This window comes from Gallibacterium genomosp. 1, from assembly GCF_000771875.1.
In the GTDB taxonomy this organism is placed as follows: domain Bacteria; phylum Pseudomonadota; class Gammaproteobacteria; order Enterobacterales; family Pasteurellaceae; genus Gallibacterium.
In genome coordinates this window covers 1-14104 of record NZ_JPXX01000021.1, presented here as the reverse complement: position 1 = coordinate 14104, position 14104 = coordinate 1, and the positions used below count along the sequence as shown (strand labels likewise).

The window sequence follows — 14104 nt, the reverse complement described above, 5'->3', positions numbered from 1 at the left end:
AAATGAGTTTTGATAAAGACACATACCCAACACCATTATCTGTATTTAACCAAATAAATGCAGAATTTAATTTTACGATTGACGGGGCAGCATTGACTCACAACGCAAAATGTGGGCGTTACATTACACCAGAGATGGATTTTCTGACATATCCATTAATAAACGAACGCATTTGGATCAACCCTCCATTCAGTGATCCACTTAGTTTTGTAAAACGTGCGGTTGAGTTATACGAAAATCACGATTGCTTAGTAGTGATGCTTTTGCCTGTTGATATTAGTACTAAATGGTTTTCACTGGTTGCAGAAAAAGCAACTGAGATTCGATTTATCGTTGGTGGCCGAATTAAGTTTTTAAATCCAGAAACAGATAAGTGGACTGATGTTTGTCGAGGGAATCATTTGGCTATATTCGATCCTAGACATAAGGCAATGGGGCAAGTTATTCGCCATATACATATTAATGAGTTTGAGGGGCTTGAATGGCAAGCAAGCAAAGAAAAAAGACAGTAATTTACGCTGTTAAATACGCTAATGGCGCGGTTGTAGCCGAAACAGATTATGACCGCAATTTACTAAAAGGCTTGCCAATCGGTAGTGCAGTAAAAATTACACCAATTGCGAATAACCGCAATTACCAGCACCACAAGAAGTTTTTTGCGTTATTAGATGCTGGGTTTGAGTACTGGCAGCCTAAGTTTAACGTACTTACTCAAGCAGAAGTGTGGATAGCAAAGAAAGTCGCTCACGAGATAGCTCTAGCAGCTAATGATGAAAATTTATATTTAAACGTAACTAAACCTATTGCGGATGGCATTTTAGAAAGAATCAGGATAAATCGAGAATCAAGACTAGATTACGAGGGTATGAAAACGTTAGAAGCCTACTTAAATCATGTTATGAAAGAAGCTGGCTTTTATGACATTAAGCCAACGCAAGATGGTGGCACTATAAAAGAACGTTGGTCGATTGCATTTGAGAATATGCCACAAGAGAAATTTAATGAAGTGTACAAAGGGGTTTATGGCGTTATTTGGAATGAAACCTTATGCAATGTGTATGAAAGTGAGATCCAACTAGATAACAAGATTAATCAACTTATCGGATTTTTGGGGTAATAAATAATGAACTGGGGATTTATCTTATCAATGTTGGGTTGCTTAATGTTTTGGGTGTGTGTTGGTGTGATTATATTTTGAGGAATGATAATGGCAAATTTAAGGAAAGAAGCAAAAGGACGTGAATGTCAGGTGAGATTACCTGGAATCTGTAATCATAATCCTGAAACAGTTGTGTTAGCCCACTTTAGAATGGTGGGTATTAACGGTGTTGGAATGAAGCCTGATGATATGTTTGGAGCGTGGGCTTGCAGTAGTTGCCACGATGAAATCGATCGCAGAACAAGAAAAATGGATTATGAGTTTGTGCGTTTAGCTCACGCCGAAGGGGTGATTAGGACGCAGGCTATTTTGAAATCGGAGGGTAAGCTATGAGTGACTGGGTAGAACTCTGCTTGCCATACCCACCAAGCGTAAACCACTATTGGCGCCATACAAGACAAGGGCGGCACTATATATCGAAAACGGGGAAAGAATTTAGAGAAAAAGTTTTGAATATCTGTAATCAGTTTGATCCATTGCAAGGCACAGTACAAATGCAAATAGATGTGTATTACCCAGACAATCGAGAACGTGATCCAGATAATTTGCAAAAAGCCTTATTTGACGCACTTACAGCATCAGGAATTATTGAGGGGGATAGTAATAGAGTCATAAAAGATTATCGAGTAAAGAGCGTCGGTGTAGTAAAAGGCGGTATGGTAGTGGTTAAATTAAAGGAATTAAGGTAATGAAGTATTTGAGTGATTTACAGCTAACTAATGAGCAAGAAAAATGGGTAAAAGAGTGGCTCTGTAAATGGGGGGCTTGGATTCGCTCAGGAAGATTAGATAAAAGACAAGTTAATATCATTGGTAGATTAATGGATAGCGTAACTCCTGCAGATCCGTCAGAGCCGATTTGTACTGATGAAGAGGGTTTGATGATTAGCCAAATGATTGATGAGTTTTTTACTACGCAGGATAAAGAATTGCATTTCATTATTTATGGCTATTATGTCGATCGGTTATCTGTTAATCGTTTGTCGGTGTTATTGTTTGATGAAATCGAGCCTCGTTTGATGAGAGCGTATGCACATAAGTCTTCTGTGAGAAAGCCGAGTTTAAAAACGGTGAAGCGTTATGTGAAGCGTAGGTTAGATTTGGCAACAGCGATTATTCACGAATTGTTGTTAAAAGGTTTTATTATTCTAAAAAATGTGGCTAAAAGTTGTAAAAATATCAAAGTTTGTTATTGACAAGTTTGGGTCATTGTCCTATTATTTTGTGTAACGGTGGGCGTTGTGTAAGTGATGTTCACCAAGTAAGAAATTCATCACCCTAGGCAGCAATGTCTGGGGTTTTTTATTACCTCTGAAATGGAGGTGGGGGAATGAAAATGCCTGAAAAAGATCCGAATGTATGGCTCATTGTTTGGGCATACATTCAGCAAAACTACAATGCCATCGCAGGAGCTGTGATGGCTTTTTTTATGTCGTTGTTACGCGCGGCATTTTTACGGCAAAAGACCAGTTATCGGCAGCGGATGTTGGATGGTGCGATTTGTGGTGCATTGACGTTGTCTTGTATGTCATTGCTTGATCATTTTGGTTTTCCGGAGAGTTTAGCCTCTTTTGTCGGGGGAATGTTTGGTTTTATTGGTGCGGAGAAAATCCGTGAGTATTTGATGCAAGCAATTAAAAAGCGAGTGAATAAAGATGAGCAGATTTAAATTTTCTACTACTAGTGAAATGCGTTTGGTTGGTGTGCATCCTGATTTGGTTAAGGTGGTGCGGACTGCTATTGCGGAATCAACGTTTGATTTTATGGTGGTGGAAGGTAAGCGCAGTAAAGCACGACAAGCTGCGTTGGTGAAAAGCGGTGCAAGTAAGACGATGAATAGTCGTCATTTAACTGGCCACGCCGTTGATTTAGCACCGGTTACAGTCGAGAACGGTAAAACGGTTATTGACTGGAATAATAAAGCAAAATTTAAAGTGCTGGCGGAATTGGTGAAAGCAATCGGTAAACGTTTGCATATTGAGGTTGAGTGGGGCGGTGATTGGCGTTCATTTTATGATGGACCTCACTTTCAGTTAAGTCGTCAGGCATATCCGGACAGGTGAGAGATGTTCACAACAAATAAAGGGCTATATGTGATAGCGATTATGGCGTTGTTACTTGTTAGTGTGATCTATCAGCATCAGCATATCAAATCATTAAAAGTGGAGATGGCTAAGCAATCAAACACGATCGCAATGCAAAGCAGCACGATTGAGCGGTTAAAAACGGATGCACTAATCAATCAACAATTAGCATTGGAATTGAGTAAGCAAGAGTCAGAGGCAAGGAGTCAATCAGATGAGATTATTAAAAATATATCGACAGTCGAAAAAAACAGTGATTGTTATCGGCACAACGCTCCTCAGTCTGTTATTGAGTTCTTGCAGCAGTGAGCCTGTTCAATGTGCTTGTTCGCCTGTTCCGCCTGCGTATTTAACTTATCTTGATAAAACGCATTTCAAAGGGCAAAGCTATGGTGATGTCGCACAGTATGCAGTGATACTCAAACGCGAGCGTGATATGTGCCTTAATCGTATTGATAAGATTAGAGAATGGCAAGTGGAGTTACATAAATGAGTAGAGCCAGATGGCATCATCTTTATCATCGTAAGGCGTGGAAACAACTACGTTTAGACCAATTAGCAAAACAACCCTTATGCGTTTTCTGTTCTCAAGCGGGTAAACTTACTCCCGCTACGGTGGTTGACCATATAACACCTCATAAGGGCAACTTAGATTTATTCTTCGACCCTGATAATTTGCAATCGCTTTGTAAGTTACATCACGACAGCGCAAAACAAAAAGCTGAAATTAAAAAACTTAATCATATCGGCTGCGATACAAGTGGATTTCCTATCGACCCAGACCACCCATTCAATAAGGGAGAGGGCGGGTAAAAAGTTCAGGCAAACGCCTTGGGCTACCGCTGGGGGAACTCTGCGTGATCGCTATTACAGTTTTTCTACCCTTTTTTTAGCACTTTAGGAGGCCTTTTATGAGTGGACGCAAATTGCGTAGTGATAGCGCCACTGCAAAAGTGTTAGCCACCAAAGCGGCACAAACCAAGCTATCACCACCAAAAAAATTAACCAAATTAGAAACGCGCTATTGGAACAGTATTATCAATAGCCGTGCCTTAGACAGTTGGACGCCGATCGACCAAGAACGGGCGGTAAAACTCGCAAAACTCTATGCAGAAATTGATGACTACGAACACGAATTGGCAACACAAGCGCGCCGCTGGGTAAAAACAGACACCGGCACAATGAAAATGCACCCGCTGCACTATGTGATCGAAGACCTGTACAAGCGTGAAATCCAAATGTGCCGAAGTTTGCAAATTCACAGTCGTGCGACAAATGGAGAAAGTCGTGATCAAGTGAAGATCAATCAGCTTTATCAGGAAGCGAAAAAAGCTCTTGATGACGATGACGGCTTAATTGCAAGGGTGTTTAACTAATGACGACGGCAGAAAAAGTCATCGCTTTTATTGAAAAATATTGTTTTGTACCTGAGGGGGCGTTAGTAGGAAGCCCGATTAAATTAGAGGATTTCCAAAAACGCTTTATTTTTGACGTTTATGACAATCCACAGGGGACCACACACGGTATTTTGTCGATTGGGCGTAAAAATGGAAAAACGGCACTTATCGCGTGTTTATTATTGGCGCATTTAGTGGGCCCTGTTGCCATCTTAAATAGCCAGATTGTCAGTGGTGCACTGAGTCGTGAACAAGCTGCTCTCGTGTTTAACCTTGCGGTAAAAATGATCCAGCTTAACCCTAAACTGACTACCCTTGTTGATATTAAGCCAAGTGGTAAACGGCTGATTGGGCGACCAATGAATGTTGAATACAAAGCCTTAGCCGCAGACGGTAAAACCGCACAAGGTTTATCGCCAGTGCTGGCGATTTTAGATGAAGTTGGACAAGTGCAAGGGAGCCAATCGGCTTTTGTTGATGCGATTACTACCGCACAAGGCGCACATAAAAGCCCATTATTGCTCACCATCAGCACGCAAGCCGCAAATGACGCAGATTTGCTTTCCATTTGGATTGATGACGCAATCAACAGCGGCGATCCACATACGGTTTGCCACGTTTACAGCGCGGATAAAGACTTAAAAATTACTGATCCGAAAGCGTGGAAACAAGCCAATCCTGCGTTAGGTGTGTTCCGCAGTGAGGAAGACATCAAAAAATTGGCAGATAAAGCGAATCGAATGCCAAGCTTTGAAAATACGTTCCGCAATTTAAACCTCAATCAGCGGGTCAGCACGGTATCCACGTTTGTTACGCAAGATGTCTGGAAAGCTAATGGCGAAGTCGCACAGCCCCCTATGGGATTAAGTGTGTATGGCGGTTTAGATTTATCTGCACGAACAGACTTAACGTCGCTGGTACTGGTTGCCAAAGAGCCAAATGGCAAAACCAATGTTTATAGTTATTTCTGGACGCCGGAACAGGGTTTGATTGACCGCGCAAAGCGCGACCGAAGCCCTTATGATGCTTGGGCTAAACAAGGTTTTATTCGCACCACACCTGGTGCCACCGTGGACTATGCTCACGTTGTGCGGGATATTGCTGAAATCTTAAGTGATTTTGATATTGCCTCAATTGCGTTTGACCGATGGCGAATGGACATTTTCAAAAAAGAAATGGACGCACAGGGCATTACGTTGCCATTAGTGCCTTTTGGTCAAGGATTTAAAGATATGTCGCCGGCAATTGACACCTTAGAAAGCCAATTGCTTAATGGACAACTGCGCCACGGTATGCACCCCGTTTTAACGATGTGTGCGGCAAACGCAGTCATCACCAAAGACCCCGCCGGCAACCGAAAATTTGAAAAACATAAAGCAACAGGACGAATTGATGGAATGGTCGCACTTGCGATGGCACTTGGCATAGCAGAAAGTGCGGAAACGCCATTAAATATTGATGCATTTTTACAGGATATGATTATCGGATGAGTACACTAAATGATAAAAACTGGTGGAGCCGTTTTTACCAACGCTGGTTTTCAGGCGGAAAACGCCTTGATAAAGGCAGTGTTGTAGAACCCTTTGTGAGTGAGGCAAGTGGTTCAGGGGAAACGGTAAACGGAGAAACCGCCTTAAAATTAAGTGCGGTTTGGGCTTGTGTGCGGTTACGCAGTCAAACCATTGCTTCACTGCCTTTCCACCTCAAAAATGAACAACGGCAAATCGCTCGCGATCACCCCCTTTACAAAATCATTCACGACACGCCAAATGCAGATATGTGTGCCAGTGAGTTTTGGGAAGCGGTGATTGCTAACCTTGATTTATGGGGCAACGTCTATTGCCGCATAAATCGGATTGGTGGGCGTGTGGTTGCATTGGATATTCTTGATCCACAGTATATGCAGGTGCAACGCAGTGATAACGGCGAAATCCGCTACCTTTACACCAAAAATAACGTGGACGGCGGTAATTACGCCGAATGGGATATTTTGCATTTTAGGGGCTTTACCCTTGATGGTTTAATTGGATTATCCCCCATTCGCTACCAAGCACAAGTAATGGGCTTGCAAACTGCTGCGAATAATGCTGCGGCCAAAGCCTTTAATAATAATTTAAAGGCGGGCGGTTTTTTGAAAACCGGTGAGCGGATTTTATCCGATGAGCAACGCAGGCGCGTGCGAGAGGGATTAAGCGAATTTGGCAAGCCTGAAAACGCTGGCAAGTGGATGGTGCTTGAAGCAGGAATGGAACCAGCCAATATGTCAGGCAGTTGGATCAACCCACAAGACGCCCAATTATTAGAAAGTCGCTATTTTGGAATTGAAGAAATTTGCCGAGCCTTTGGCGTACCGCCTCAATTAATTTATAGCACGGATAAATCGTCCTCTTGGGCATCAAGTGCGGAACAAATTACGCAAAATTTCCTGACCTACTCACTCAATCCAATGTTAAAACGGATTGAACAAACCATTACACGCAAATTGCTAAAACCTGAAGAGCGGTCAAAAATTTACCCTATTTTTAGTGTGGAAGGGCTATTGCGTGCAGATAGCGCAGGAAGAGCGAGTTTTTACACCGCACTTTTGCAAAATGGCGTAATGACTCGAAATGAAGTGCGGGCATTAGAAAATCTCCCTGCTGTGGACGGTGCAGATCAACTGACTGTACAACTTAATTTGACCGCGATTGATAAAATCGGAAAGGACATAGCCAATGACAAGCCGAACTAAAGATCTCTTATTTAAAGCCGAAGCCATCAAAGAAGATGGTTTTTTTTCGGGCTATTGTAACGTGTTTGATGTGAAAGATGCCTACGATGAGATCGTACGCAAAGGGGCATTTTTAGACTCCATCAAGATGTGGAAAGAGCAAGGCAAAATGCCGCCGGTATTATGGAACCACGACCGCAATCAGCCTATCGGCGTATGGACACAGCTTAAGGAAGATGAGAAGGGCTTATACGGCGAAGGGCGATTACTGATTAACGACGTGGCAAAAGCCAAGGAAGTCCACGCTTTAATGATGGCGGGTGCTATTGATGGGCTCTCTATTGGCTATCGAGTAAATAAGTGGACCTATGATGAAAAAGAGGACTCCACAGAATTACTTGCCATTGAATTAAGAGAAATCTCGGTAGTTACTTTTCCCGCTAATGAAGCAAGTCGCGTGGAAAAAGTGAAATCTGTGTTAGAAAAAGGCAGATTGCCTACTCTTGCTGAATTTGAGAAAGCCCTAAGGGATTTGGGGTTTTCACAAAAACAAGCTGTAACCGTTGCTAGCTACGGCTTGAAAAAACTCATTCAGGGCGAGCCTGAAGAAAAATCACTTAGCAACGCATTAAATATAATCAAATCCATTACAGGAGAACACTAATTATGTCAGAAACAGAAAAAAATCTTGAACAGCTCGCCAGCGAGTTTAAAAAAGCCACCGACCAAGTAAAAGGGTTGGGGGAAGAACTACAAGGTAAAATGGCGAACAACGAAAAAGGCTTAGAGGGCTTAAAAGCGCAAGTGGACGAAGCCTTAATCTCAATGAATGAAGCGAAAAGCCGTTTAGATGAGTTAGAGCAAAAAGCCGCGCGTCGTGGTGGAGCTAATGAACCCGCTGAAAAATCCTTAGTGGAACAGCTAATGGAATCAGAGAGCTTCCAAAAATTTACGCAAGATCCACGCAAAGGCAACTCCGCCCATTTATCCGTAAAAGCCACCATTACCAGTGCCACGACTAATACAGCGGGGGCGGCAGGTGCATTAATTCCTGAGCATAAATTACCGGGAATTTTAACGCCGCCAGATCAGGCACTCACCATTCGCGACTTGCTCGCCAAAGGCACCACACAAAGTAATTCCATCACATACATTCGTGAAACAGGATTTACAAACAGCGCGGCGTATCAAGTGAATGAGGGAGATAAAAAAGCCCAATCCGATATTAAATTTGACGAAGTAACGCTTGGTGTAAAAACCATCGCGCATTATATGAAAGCCTCTCGCCAAATTTTAGATGATGCGCCAATGTTACAAAGCTACATCAACGGACGCTTAATTTACGGTTTGAAACTGTTTGAAGATCGTCAGCTCTTAAACGGAGATGGATCAAGTGGTGCCTTACACGGGATTTTACCGCAAGCCACCGCCTTTGCAGATCCTGCAAAATTGGCGACCTACACCATCATTGATCAACTGCGATTAGCGCAATTGCAAGCCTTAATTGCAGAATATCCAGCCACAGGCTATGTGCTTAACCCTATCGATTGGACAAAAATTGAGTTGGAAAAAGACGGTATGGGACGTAACATTATCGGCAATCCGCAAGGCACTGCACAGCCAACCTTATGGGGCTTACCAGTGGTGCAAACCCAAGCAATGAACGCAGGCACTTTCTTGACTGGGGCATTTAGTCTTGGCGCGCAGGTGTTTGACCGTCAGGCTTCAGCCATCGCTATTGCAACGGAAAATGAAGATGACTTTGTGCGCAACTTAGTGACCATCTTGGCAGAAGAACGCTTAGCCCTCGCGGTATATCGTCCAGAGGCCTTTATTAAAGGTACACTTGCGCCTAAAACGAAATAACCCTTAACACCGCACAACTCAAGTGCGGTGCTTTTTCTTGGAGATTTTTACCAATGCTTATCTCGCTTGAGCTTATCAAACAACATTGCCGTATTGATCATAATGAAGAAGACACGCTCTTAACTCAGTATGAAACCGCTGCGCAAACCTACCTTGAAAGCCAACTTGGGCGCAAGCTCTATCTAGATAGTGTGCCAGAAGAGGAATCAATGGGGCTTGTGGCAAATGCGGCAATTAAACAGGCAATGCTAATGACCATTGCCCACTGGTATGAACACAGAGAAAGCGTTGTAGTAGGTATAACTTCTAAAGAAATTGAGCAAGGTGTTTGGCGGCTAATCCAACCTTACCGATTAATGGGGGTGTAAATGCAAATTGGCAAACTGCGTCATCGAATCAAGATACAGCAGCAAATCAACACCCAAAACGACTACGGCGCATTGGTTACCGAATGGCAAGACGTTGTCAGCTGTTGGGCGGAAGTCAAACCTTTAACGGGGAAAGAATATTTTTCCGCGCAACAGGTGCAGTCGGAAGTTACCGTGCAAATTTGGTTACGTTATCGGGCAGGCATTACGCCTACAATGCGGGTGGTTTTTGGCGAACGGCATTTTGAGATTGTTGAAGTGCTGAATTACCAAGGACGAAACGCCGCATTGCAACTGTTATGTAAGGAAAAAGTCAATGGCTAGCACGGTCAAAGTGGAAGGATTAAGGGCGTTGTCGGCAGCAATGAAAGAACTCGGACGAAAAGCAGCCAACCGTATTGCCGTTAAAGCAATGCGCAAAGGTGGGGCGATTGTACGCGATAAAGCACGCAATAACGCCCCAACCTTGAAAGAGAAAGTTCCGCACCGACGTGCAGGTACATTAAAAAAAGCCATTCAATCCAAGACCAAAGTCGGTCGAAATGGCAAAACTAACACCTATATTGGTGTAAAAAAGCTTTCGGGTAAACAAATCGAAAAGTTTAAGTCCAAAGCACAGAAAGGCGGGGCGTATAACCCTAACGATCCGTATTATTGGCGATTTGTTGAGTTCGGCACATCAAAAATGCCGGCACGCCCTTTCTTGCGAACAGCGTTTGAACAAACGAAAGACCAAGCTGCTAATGCCATTATTACTACCTTACGAGAGGAAATCTTAAGGGAAGGAAACAAATGATCCAACACGACTTATTTAACGCCCTGTCGCCTTTGGTTGCAGGGCGTTGTTTTTATGAAGTGCTCCCTGATACCAATACGACCTATCCCGTCATTGTGTATCAATTCCCCACCATCACCCCAAATTCAGCCCTAGAAGATGGGGATTTAGATGATTACCAAGTGCAAATCGACATTTACAGCAATCAAGTTGATGACATCTTTAACTTGCGCGAAGCATTGTTTGAAGCGATAGAAGATGAATTTGATTTTGCCGAACGCATTTCGGATTTTAGTGATTATGAACCCGATACAAAACTACACCGCCGTGTAGTGATGTATCAAATAGCTTATGGAGAATAACTATGGCCACACAAACCACGCCTTTCCAAGGCACAAAATTTTATATCGGCATTGGCTTAGAAACGAAAAAGGCGATTACTGCTTGTAGTATTAGCCCCAATGCCACCATTACCGCTACCGGACACGGTGTGAAAGCCGGAGATTGTATCAAAATCAGCGGATTAGGCGCATTAGACGGTTATTATCCGGTGAAGTCGGTACAAACTGATGTGATCACCTTAGCGGATGAGGTTGATTGGTCAACACAGGATAAACCGACCAATTTTGCGCAAGCACAATTGGAAAAAGTGCGTTGGTCTTCCAACTTCTGCGCCATCAAAAACATTGAAAAAGACGGCGACACCCTGACAGAAGAAGATGTGACCACAATGTGCAGCGAAGGCACTGAAACCGAACCGGGCGATATTGAGTTTGGTAACGTAAAACTGACTTTCTTCTGGGCACCCGCTACCGCAATGCAAGCGGATTTACGCAAGAAGTTCTACGGCAAAGAAACGTTCCCCTATTTGATTGTGTTCAAAAACAATCAAGGCTCGTTATATGGCACAGGCTTTATTCAAACCAGCACCAACATTAGCGGTGAAGTCAAAGGCAAGTTTGAATCAGGTGTAACCATTAAACAATCCAAACGGGATTATTTATTACCAGTCGCATAATCAACTCACCGCACGATAAAAAGTGCGGTGTTTTTTATAAACATTTTAAGGAAATCAACAATGAACAAAGGCACTAAAGCAACCTTACTTGCGATTAAACCAACACTAAAACCCTTTGAACTCAACGGCAATACCTACTATATCCGTTCTTTTACTGTAGGTGATGTAAACCGTGAAGTGTTTGAATATCAAAATTGGCTGAAAGCCCAAGCCACCGCGCAAGGTATAGAGCTTAATTTGAATGATGAAGACGCACTAGCTAAGCAACTTGAGCCGATTGCCGATAAATACCGTCTTGCACGCAATCTTGCTATCAAATTATGCGATGAAAAAGGTAATAACTTGTTTGATCCTGACAATATCGAAGATTTAGAAGCCATTTTAACCCTTGATGACAGCGTACTCACCGCCTTTAATCAAGCCGAAAATGCCGATACCCCAAAAAACTCACCGCCCGACGCAAGTTCCAATTAACCTTATCCCTTGCGTTGGGTAAAACGCTATCAGAAATCGAAGCAATGCCAGAGCGCCACTTGCAAGAATATGAACAATTCTACCAAGAACAACCTTTCGGGTTATGGCGTGAAGATTATCGCACCGCACAAATTGCCTACTTGCTAGCAGCGATTAATAGCGACCCCAAAAAAGACAGCCCAAAACTCACCGAGTTTATGCCGTTTTTTGCGGAACAAAGTGCGGTGGAAAATAGCCAAGATTTTGATGATGGTAGCGAGATGTTTTTGGCACAGAGGTAGATTATGCTACCTCTATGTGATCTCTATCACTTTAAAACGGCTTTGATTTTGCTATGATTAACACCTATTTTTTAGCTTAGGAGTTAATATGAGCCAGAATTTATTTAAAGATCGCGTTTTATCACATATACAACACGTCATTAATGTTGGAATACATTGCACAACAGAAGAAACAACAAAGCAGGCATTAATATTACCTTTATTAGATATATTAGGATTTAGCCCATATGATCCAACTAGAGTTAGAGCTGAATACACTGCTGATTTTGTTGGGGCAAAAAATGGTGAAAGAGTGGACTACGCATTATTCTGCCACGATGTCCCGGTGATGTTTATTGAGGCAAAATCGTACAATGAGAATTTGACGAATCACGTTCCACAGTTATCAAGATATTTTAATGCAACGCCTGAGGTTACTGTAGCAGCCGTTACAAATGGGAGAGAATGGCGTTTCTTTACTGATCTAAAAGAAAAAAACATAATGGACGATACGCCGTTTTTACGGATCAATTTTGAGAATGTGGATGATTCCAAAATAACTCAATTAAGCCAGTTCTGTCACGATAGATTTCAGCCAGAAGCCTTGAGAACACTAGCAGAAGAAAGTGTTTATCTTTCGGCTTTTACGAAAACAATTACAGAAAGCTTAAAAGATGTTGATAGTGAATTTGTTCGTTATGTTGCCAGCCGTTCAAATATTGGCAGACAACTGAATCAGAGATTTCTTGATTCTATTACGTCAATTGTTAAGCAGGCAGTAGAAAAATCAGTAAGTGCGATGGTCGTATCAGGTTTATCAAGACGAAACCAGCCTTTGGAAGAAGCCGTAGAGCCGGAACAAGAAATTGATGAAAAAGCACCACTAATTGATCCGGAGAACAGTAAAATTGTAACAACATATACAGAACGTTTGCTGTTTGATTATGTTGTTTTAATTTTAGGCGAAGATGCAGAAATTGATGCCAAAGATACTGAATCATATTTTACGGTATTGTATAAGGGAAAAACAAACAGATGGATCTTACGTTACTTCGATAATAAACAACGACCAAGTATTACGGTTCCTTTGGAGCTCGCCGAGATCCATAAAGCTGAGATTCAGCGAGCAGGATTAGAAATTAGTGGATCTAACATTATCATTGATAGACCTGAGAATATATTAAGAATTAGCGGTTTAATCAAAGATTGTTTGGAATATTGTCAAGATGACAATAATTTTTCTAGGAAAAAATAGAAAAAAGTATAGGCCCTATTGCAATAAATAGGGCTTTATTTTATATTATCCACATAGGCGTCGAAACCTGCAACCAAAGGCGGTAATCCGCACCCGATAGCATAGCGGTTTTTTTTTATGCGTAAAATTTGTGTTTCTCCTTTTTTCTCATAACGAATTGAACGCACATATCACTCTATGCCGAGAGGGCGGAGAATAAAACACCCGAAAGGGGAATAATCCCGACCGTTCCTTTGGCGGTTTTCGAACCTCTTGGCAACCCTATAACAGGGTTAATCTTAAACTTCGAAAAACTTTCAAAGGAGTTCTTATATGAACACTCAACTTCAAACAATTCAATTCCATAATCAATCTTTAGTTACTTTTGAACAAAATGGCACACACTATACAGCAATGAAACCGATCTGTGAGAACATAGGTTTAGATTGGACTGCTCAGGCTCAAAGATTGAAAAGAGATGAAATACTAAATTCAACTATGGTTATCATAACCATAGTTGCTGAAGACGGCAAAAAGCGTGAAATGCTCTGCCTCCCAATCCAATACCTCAACGGCTGGCTATTTGGCATTGATGTAAAACGGGTGAAACCTGAAATCCGAGAAACATTGATCACCTACAAAAGAGAATGTTATCAAGCGTTGTTTGATTATTGGAATAAACCAAAACAACAACCTTTACCTCTTGCCGAAGTGGAAGCCGATGAAGAAGCAATCCGCATTATTGCCAACCTGTACCACT

The 14104-nt window shown here is 42.2% G+C and carries 24 protein-coding genes; all 24 read left to right on the top strand.

Going from position 1 to position 14104, the window contains the following annotated elements; translation table 11 throughout:
• Positions 1 to 2: 2 nt before the first annotated feature.
• Positions 3 to 512, top strand: coding sequence for a DNA N-6-adenine-methyltransferase (locus tag JP36_RS07420; RefSeq protein WP_039173567.1), 510 nt, complete (start codon positions 3 to 5; stop codon positions 510 to 512).
• Positions 482 to 1117, top strand: a complete 636-nt coding sequence (locus tag JP36_RS07415; RefSeq protein ID WP_039173563.1) for a DUF1367 family protein — start codon at positions 482 to 484, stop codon at positions 1115 to 1117. Before JP36_RS07420 ends, JP36_RS07415 begins: the two co-directional genes overlap by 31 nt.
• A gap of 84 nt (positions 1118 to 1201) precedes the next feature.
• Positions 1202 to 1492, top strand: coding sequence for a DUF1364 domain-containing protein (locus tag JP36_RS07410; RefSeq protein WP_413540310.1), 291 nt, complete (start codon positions 1202 to 1204; stop codon positions 1490 to 1492).
• On the top strand, positions 1489 to 1848 hold the full coding sequence (locus JP36_RS07405; RefSeq protein ID WP_039083461.1) for a RusA family crossover junction endodeoxyribonuclease: 360 nt from the start codon (positions 1489 to 1491) through the stop codon (positions 1846 to 1848). The genes JP36_RS07410 and JP36_RS07405 overlap by 4 nt, the downstream gene beginning before the upstream one ends.
• Entirely contained in the window at positions 1848 to 2354 is a 507-nt protein-coding gene (locus JP36_RS07400) for an antiterminator Q family protein (protein ID WP_039173558.1), read from the top strand. Before JP36_RS07405 ends, JP36_RS07400 begins: the two co-directional genes overlap by 1 nt.
• Before the next feature lie 134 nt (positions 2355 to 2488).
• On the top strand, positions 2489 to 2827 hold the full coding sequence (locus JP36_RS07395; protein ID WP_039173555.1) for a phage holin, lambda family: 339 nt from the start codon (positions 2489 to 2491) through the stop codon (positions 2825 to 2827).
• Complete coding sequence (locus tag JP36_RS07390) at positions 2814 to 3221, top strand: M15 family metallopeptidase (protein WP_039090672.1); 408 nt, start codon at positions 2814 to 2816, stop codon at positions 3219 to 3221. The genes JP36_RS07395 and JP36_RS07390 overlap by 14 nt, the downstream gene beginning before the upstream one ends.
• Before the next feature lie 3 nt (positions 3222 to 3224).
• Positions 3225 to 3551, top strand: coding sequence for a DUF2570 family protein (locus tag JP36_RS11980; RefSeq protein ID WP_039173552.1), 327 nt, complete (start codon positions 3225 to 3227; stop codon positions 3549 to 3551).
• Positions 3457 to 3735: a hypothetical protein gene (locus JP36_RS11340; RefSeq protein ID WP_234702169.1), complete on the top strand. Its 279-nt coding sequence runs from the start codon at positions 3457 to 3459 to the stop codon at positions 3733 to 3735. Before JP36_RS11980 ends, JP36_RS11340 begins: the two co-directional genes overlap by 95 nt.
• Positions 3732 to 4055, top strand: a complete 324-nt coding sequence (locus JP36_RS07380; RefSeq protein ID WP_039173548.1) for an HNH endonuclease — start codon at positions 3732 to 3734, stop codon at positions 4053 to 4055. Before JP36_RS11340 ends, JP36_RS07380 begins: the two co-directional genes overlap by 4 nt.
• 98 nt (positions 4056 to 4153) lie before the next feature.
• Complete coding sequence (locus JP36_RS07375) at positions 4154 to 4618, top strand: hypothetical protein (protein WP_039173544.1); 465 nt, start codon at positions 4154 to 4156, stop codon at positions 4616 to 4618.
• Positions 4618 to 6129: a terminase large subunit gene (locus JP36_RS07370; protein WP_039173541.1), complete on the top strand. Its 1512-nt coding sequence runs from the start codon at positions 4618 to 4620 to the stop codon at positions 6127 to 6129. Before JP36_RS07375 ends, JP36_RS07370 begins: the two co-directional genes overlap by 1 nt.
• Positions 6126 to 7370: a phage portal protein gene (locus JP36_RS07365; protein WP_039173537.1), complete on the top strand. Its 1245-nt coding sequence runs from the start codon at positions 6126 to 6128 to the stop codon at positions 7368 to 7370. The genes JP36_RS07370 and JP36_RS07365 overlap by 4 nt, the downstream gene beginning before the upstream one ends.
• Positions 7354 to 8013, top strand: coding sequence for an HK97 family phage prohead protease (locus JP36_RS07360; protein ID WP_039173534.1), 660 nt, complete (start codon positions 7354 to 7356; stop codon positions 8011 to 8013). Before JP36_RS07365 ends, JP36_RS07360 begins: the two co-directional genes overlap by 17 nt.
• A 2-nt stretch (positions 8014 to 8015) precedes the next feature.
• The gene (locus JP36_RS07355; protein WP_039173530.1) at positions 8016 to 9215 is read left to right on the top strand and encodes a phage major capsid protein; all 1200 of its coding nucleotides are present in this window, start codon (positions 8016 to 8018) and stop codon (positions 9213 to 9215) included.
• A gap of 53 nt (positions 9216 to 9268) precedes the next feature.
• Complete coding sequence (locus tag JP36_RS07350; RefSeq protein WP_039173528.1) at positions 9269 to 9583, top strand: head-tail connector protein; 315 nt, start codon at positions 9269 to 9271, stop codon at positions 9581 to 9583.
• Entirely contained in the window at positions 9584 to 9907 is a 324-nt protein-coding gene (locus JP36_RS07345; RefSeq protein WP_039173526.1) for a phage head closure protein, read from the top strand.
• A complete protein-coding gene (locus JP36_RS07340; protein ID WP_039173522.1) occupies positions 9900 to 10379 on the top strand; it encodes an HK97-gp10 family putative phage morphogenesis protein in 480 nt (159 codons plus the stop codon). The genes JP36_RS07345 and JP36_RS07340 overlap by 8 nt, the downstream gene beginning before the upstream one ends.
• On the top strand, positions 10376 to 10720 hold the full coding sequence (locus JP36_RS07335) for a DUF3168 domain-containing protein (protein WP_039173513.1): 345 nt from the start codon (positions 10376 to 10378) through the stop codon (positions 10718 to 10720). The genes JP36_RS07340 and JP36_RS07335 overlap by 4 nt, the downstream gene beginning before the upstream one ends.
• Positions 10721 to 10722: 2 nt before the next feature.
• Entirely contained in the window at positions 10723 to 11376 is a 654-nt protein-coding gene (locus JP36_RS07330) for a hypothetical protein (protein WP_039173512.1), read from the top strand.
• Between the two features lie 60 nt (positions 11377 to 11436).
• Positions 11437 to 11850 carry a hypothetical protein gene (locus tag JP36_RS07325; protein ID WP_039173511.1) on the top strand — a complete coding sequence of 138 codons (414 nt, stop codon included), beginning with the start codon at positions 11437 to 11439 and terminating at the stop codon, positions 11848 to 11850.
• A 44-nt stretch (positions 11851 to 11894) separates the two neighbouring features.
• The gene (locus JP36_RS07320) at positions 11895 to 12131 is read left to right on the top strand and encodes a phage tail assembly protein T (RefSeq protein ID WP_039080997.1); all 237 of its coding nucleotides are present in this window, start codon (positions 11895 to 11897) and stop codon (positions 12129 to 12131) included.
• 88 nt (positions 12132 to 12219) lie between these two features.
• On the top strand, positions 12220 to 13365 hold the full coding sequence (locus tag JP36_RS07315) for a type I restriction endonuclease (RefSeq protein ID WP_039135654.1): 1146 nt from the start codon (positions 12220 to 12222) through the stop codon (positions 13363 to 13365).
• Positions 13366 to 13677: 312 nt separating this feature from the next.
• Positions 13678 to 14104: phage antirepressor N-terminal domain-containing protein (locus JP36_RS07310; RefSeq protein WP_209434483.1), on the top strand; the 427-nt coding region annotated here is incomplete at its 3' end.

Excerpts from the sequence above, each read along its gene's own strand:
- JP36_RS07420 (WP_039173567.1), top strand. The coding sequence starts at position 3 with ATGAGTTTTGATAAAGACACATACCCAACACCATTATCTGTATTTAAC.
- JP36_RS07415 (WP_039173563.1), top strand. The coding sequence starts at position 482 with ATGGCAAGCAAGCAAAGAAAAAAGACAGTAATTTACGCTGTTAAATAC.
- JP36_RS07410 (WP_413540310.1), top strand. The coding sequence starts at position 1,202 with ATGATAATGGCAAATTTAAGGAAAGAAGCAAAAGGACGTGAATGTCAG.
- JP36_RS07405 (WP_039083461.1), top strand. The coding sequence starts at position 1,489 with ATGAGTGACTGGGTAGAACTCTGCTTGCCATACCCACCAAGCGTAAAC.
- JP36_RS07400 (WP_039173558.1), top strand. The coding sequence starts at position 1,848 with ATGAAGTATTTGAGTGATTTACAGCTAACTAATGAGCAAGAAAAATGG.
- JP36_RS07395 (WP_039173555.1), top strand. The coding sequence starts at position 2,489 with ATGAAAATGCCTGAAAAAGATCCGAATGTATGGCTCATTGTTTGGGCA.
- JP36_RS07390 (WP_039090672.1), top strand. The coding sequence starts at position 2,814 with ATGAGCAGATTTAAATTTTCTACTACTAGTGAAATGCGTTTGGTTGGT.
- JP36_RS11980 (WP_039173552.1), top strand. The coding sequence starts at position 3,225 with ATGTTCACAACAAATAAAGGGCTATATGTGATAGCGATTATGGCGTTG.
- JP36_RS11340 (WP_234702169.1), top strand. The coding sequence starts at position 3,457 with ATGAGATTATTAAAAATATATCGACAGTCGAAAAAAACAGTGATTGTT.
- JP36_RS07380 (WP_039173548.1), top strand. The coding sequence starts at position 3,732 with ATGAGTAGAGCCAGATGGCATCATCTTTATCATCGTAAGGCGTGGAAA.
- JP36_RS07375 (WP_039173544.1), top strand. The coding sequence starts at position 4,154 with ATGAGTGGACGCAAATTGCGTAGTGATAGCGCCACTGCAAAAGTGTTA.
- JP36_RS07370 (WP_039173541.1), top strand. The coding sequence starts at position 4,618 with ATGACGACGGCAGAAAAAGTCATCGCTTTTATTGAAAAATATTGTTTT.
- JP36_RS07365 (WP_039173537.1), top strand. The coding sequence starts at position 6,126 with ATGAGTACACTAAATGATAAAAACTGGTGGAGCCGTTTTTACCAACGC.
- JP36_RS07360 (WP_039173534.1), top strand. The coding sequence starts at position 7,354 with ATGACAAGCCGAACTAAAGATCTCTTATTTAAAGCCGAAGCCATCAAA.
- JP36_RS07355 (WP_039173530.1), top strand. The coding sequence starts at position 8,016 with ATGTCAGAAACAGAAAAAAATCTTGAACAGCTCGCCAGCGAGTTTAAA.
- JP36_RS07350 (WP_039173528.1), top strand. The coding sequence starts at position 9,269 with ATGCTTATCTCGCTTGAGCTTATCAAACAACATTGCCGTATTGATCAT.
- JP36_RS07345 (WP_039173526.1), top strand. The coding sequence starts at position 9,584 with ATGCAAATTGGCAAACTGCGTCATCGAATCAAGATACAGCAGCAAATC.
- JP36_RS07340 (WP_039173522.1), top strand. The coding sequence starts at position 9,900 with ATGGCTAGCACGGTCAAAGTGGAAGGATTAAGGGCGTTGTCGGCAGCA.
- JP36_RS07335 (WP_039173513.1), top strand. The coding sequence starts at position 10,376 with ATGATCCAACACGACTTATTTAACGCCCTGTCGCCTTTGGTTGCAGGG.
- JP36_RS07330 (WP_039173512.1), top strand. The coding sequence starts at position 10,723 with ATGGCCACACAAACCACGCCTTTCCAAGGCACAAAATTTTATATCGGC.
- JP36_RS07325 (WP_039173511.1), top strand. The coding sequence starts at position 11,437 with ATGAACAAAGGCACTAAAGCAACCTTACTTGCGATTAAACCAACACTA.
- JP36_RS07320 (WP_039080997.1), top strand. The coding sequence starts at position 11,895 with ATGCCAGAGCGCCACTTGCAAGAATATGAACAATTCTACCAAGAACAA.
- JP36_RS07315 (WP_039135654.1), top strand. The coding sequence starts at position 12,220 with ATGAGCCAGAATTTATTTAAAGATCGCGTTTTATCACATATACAACAC.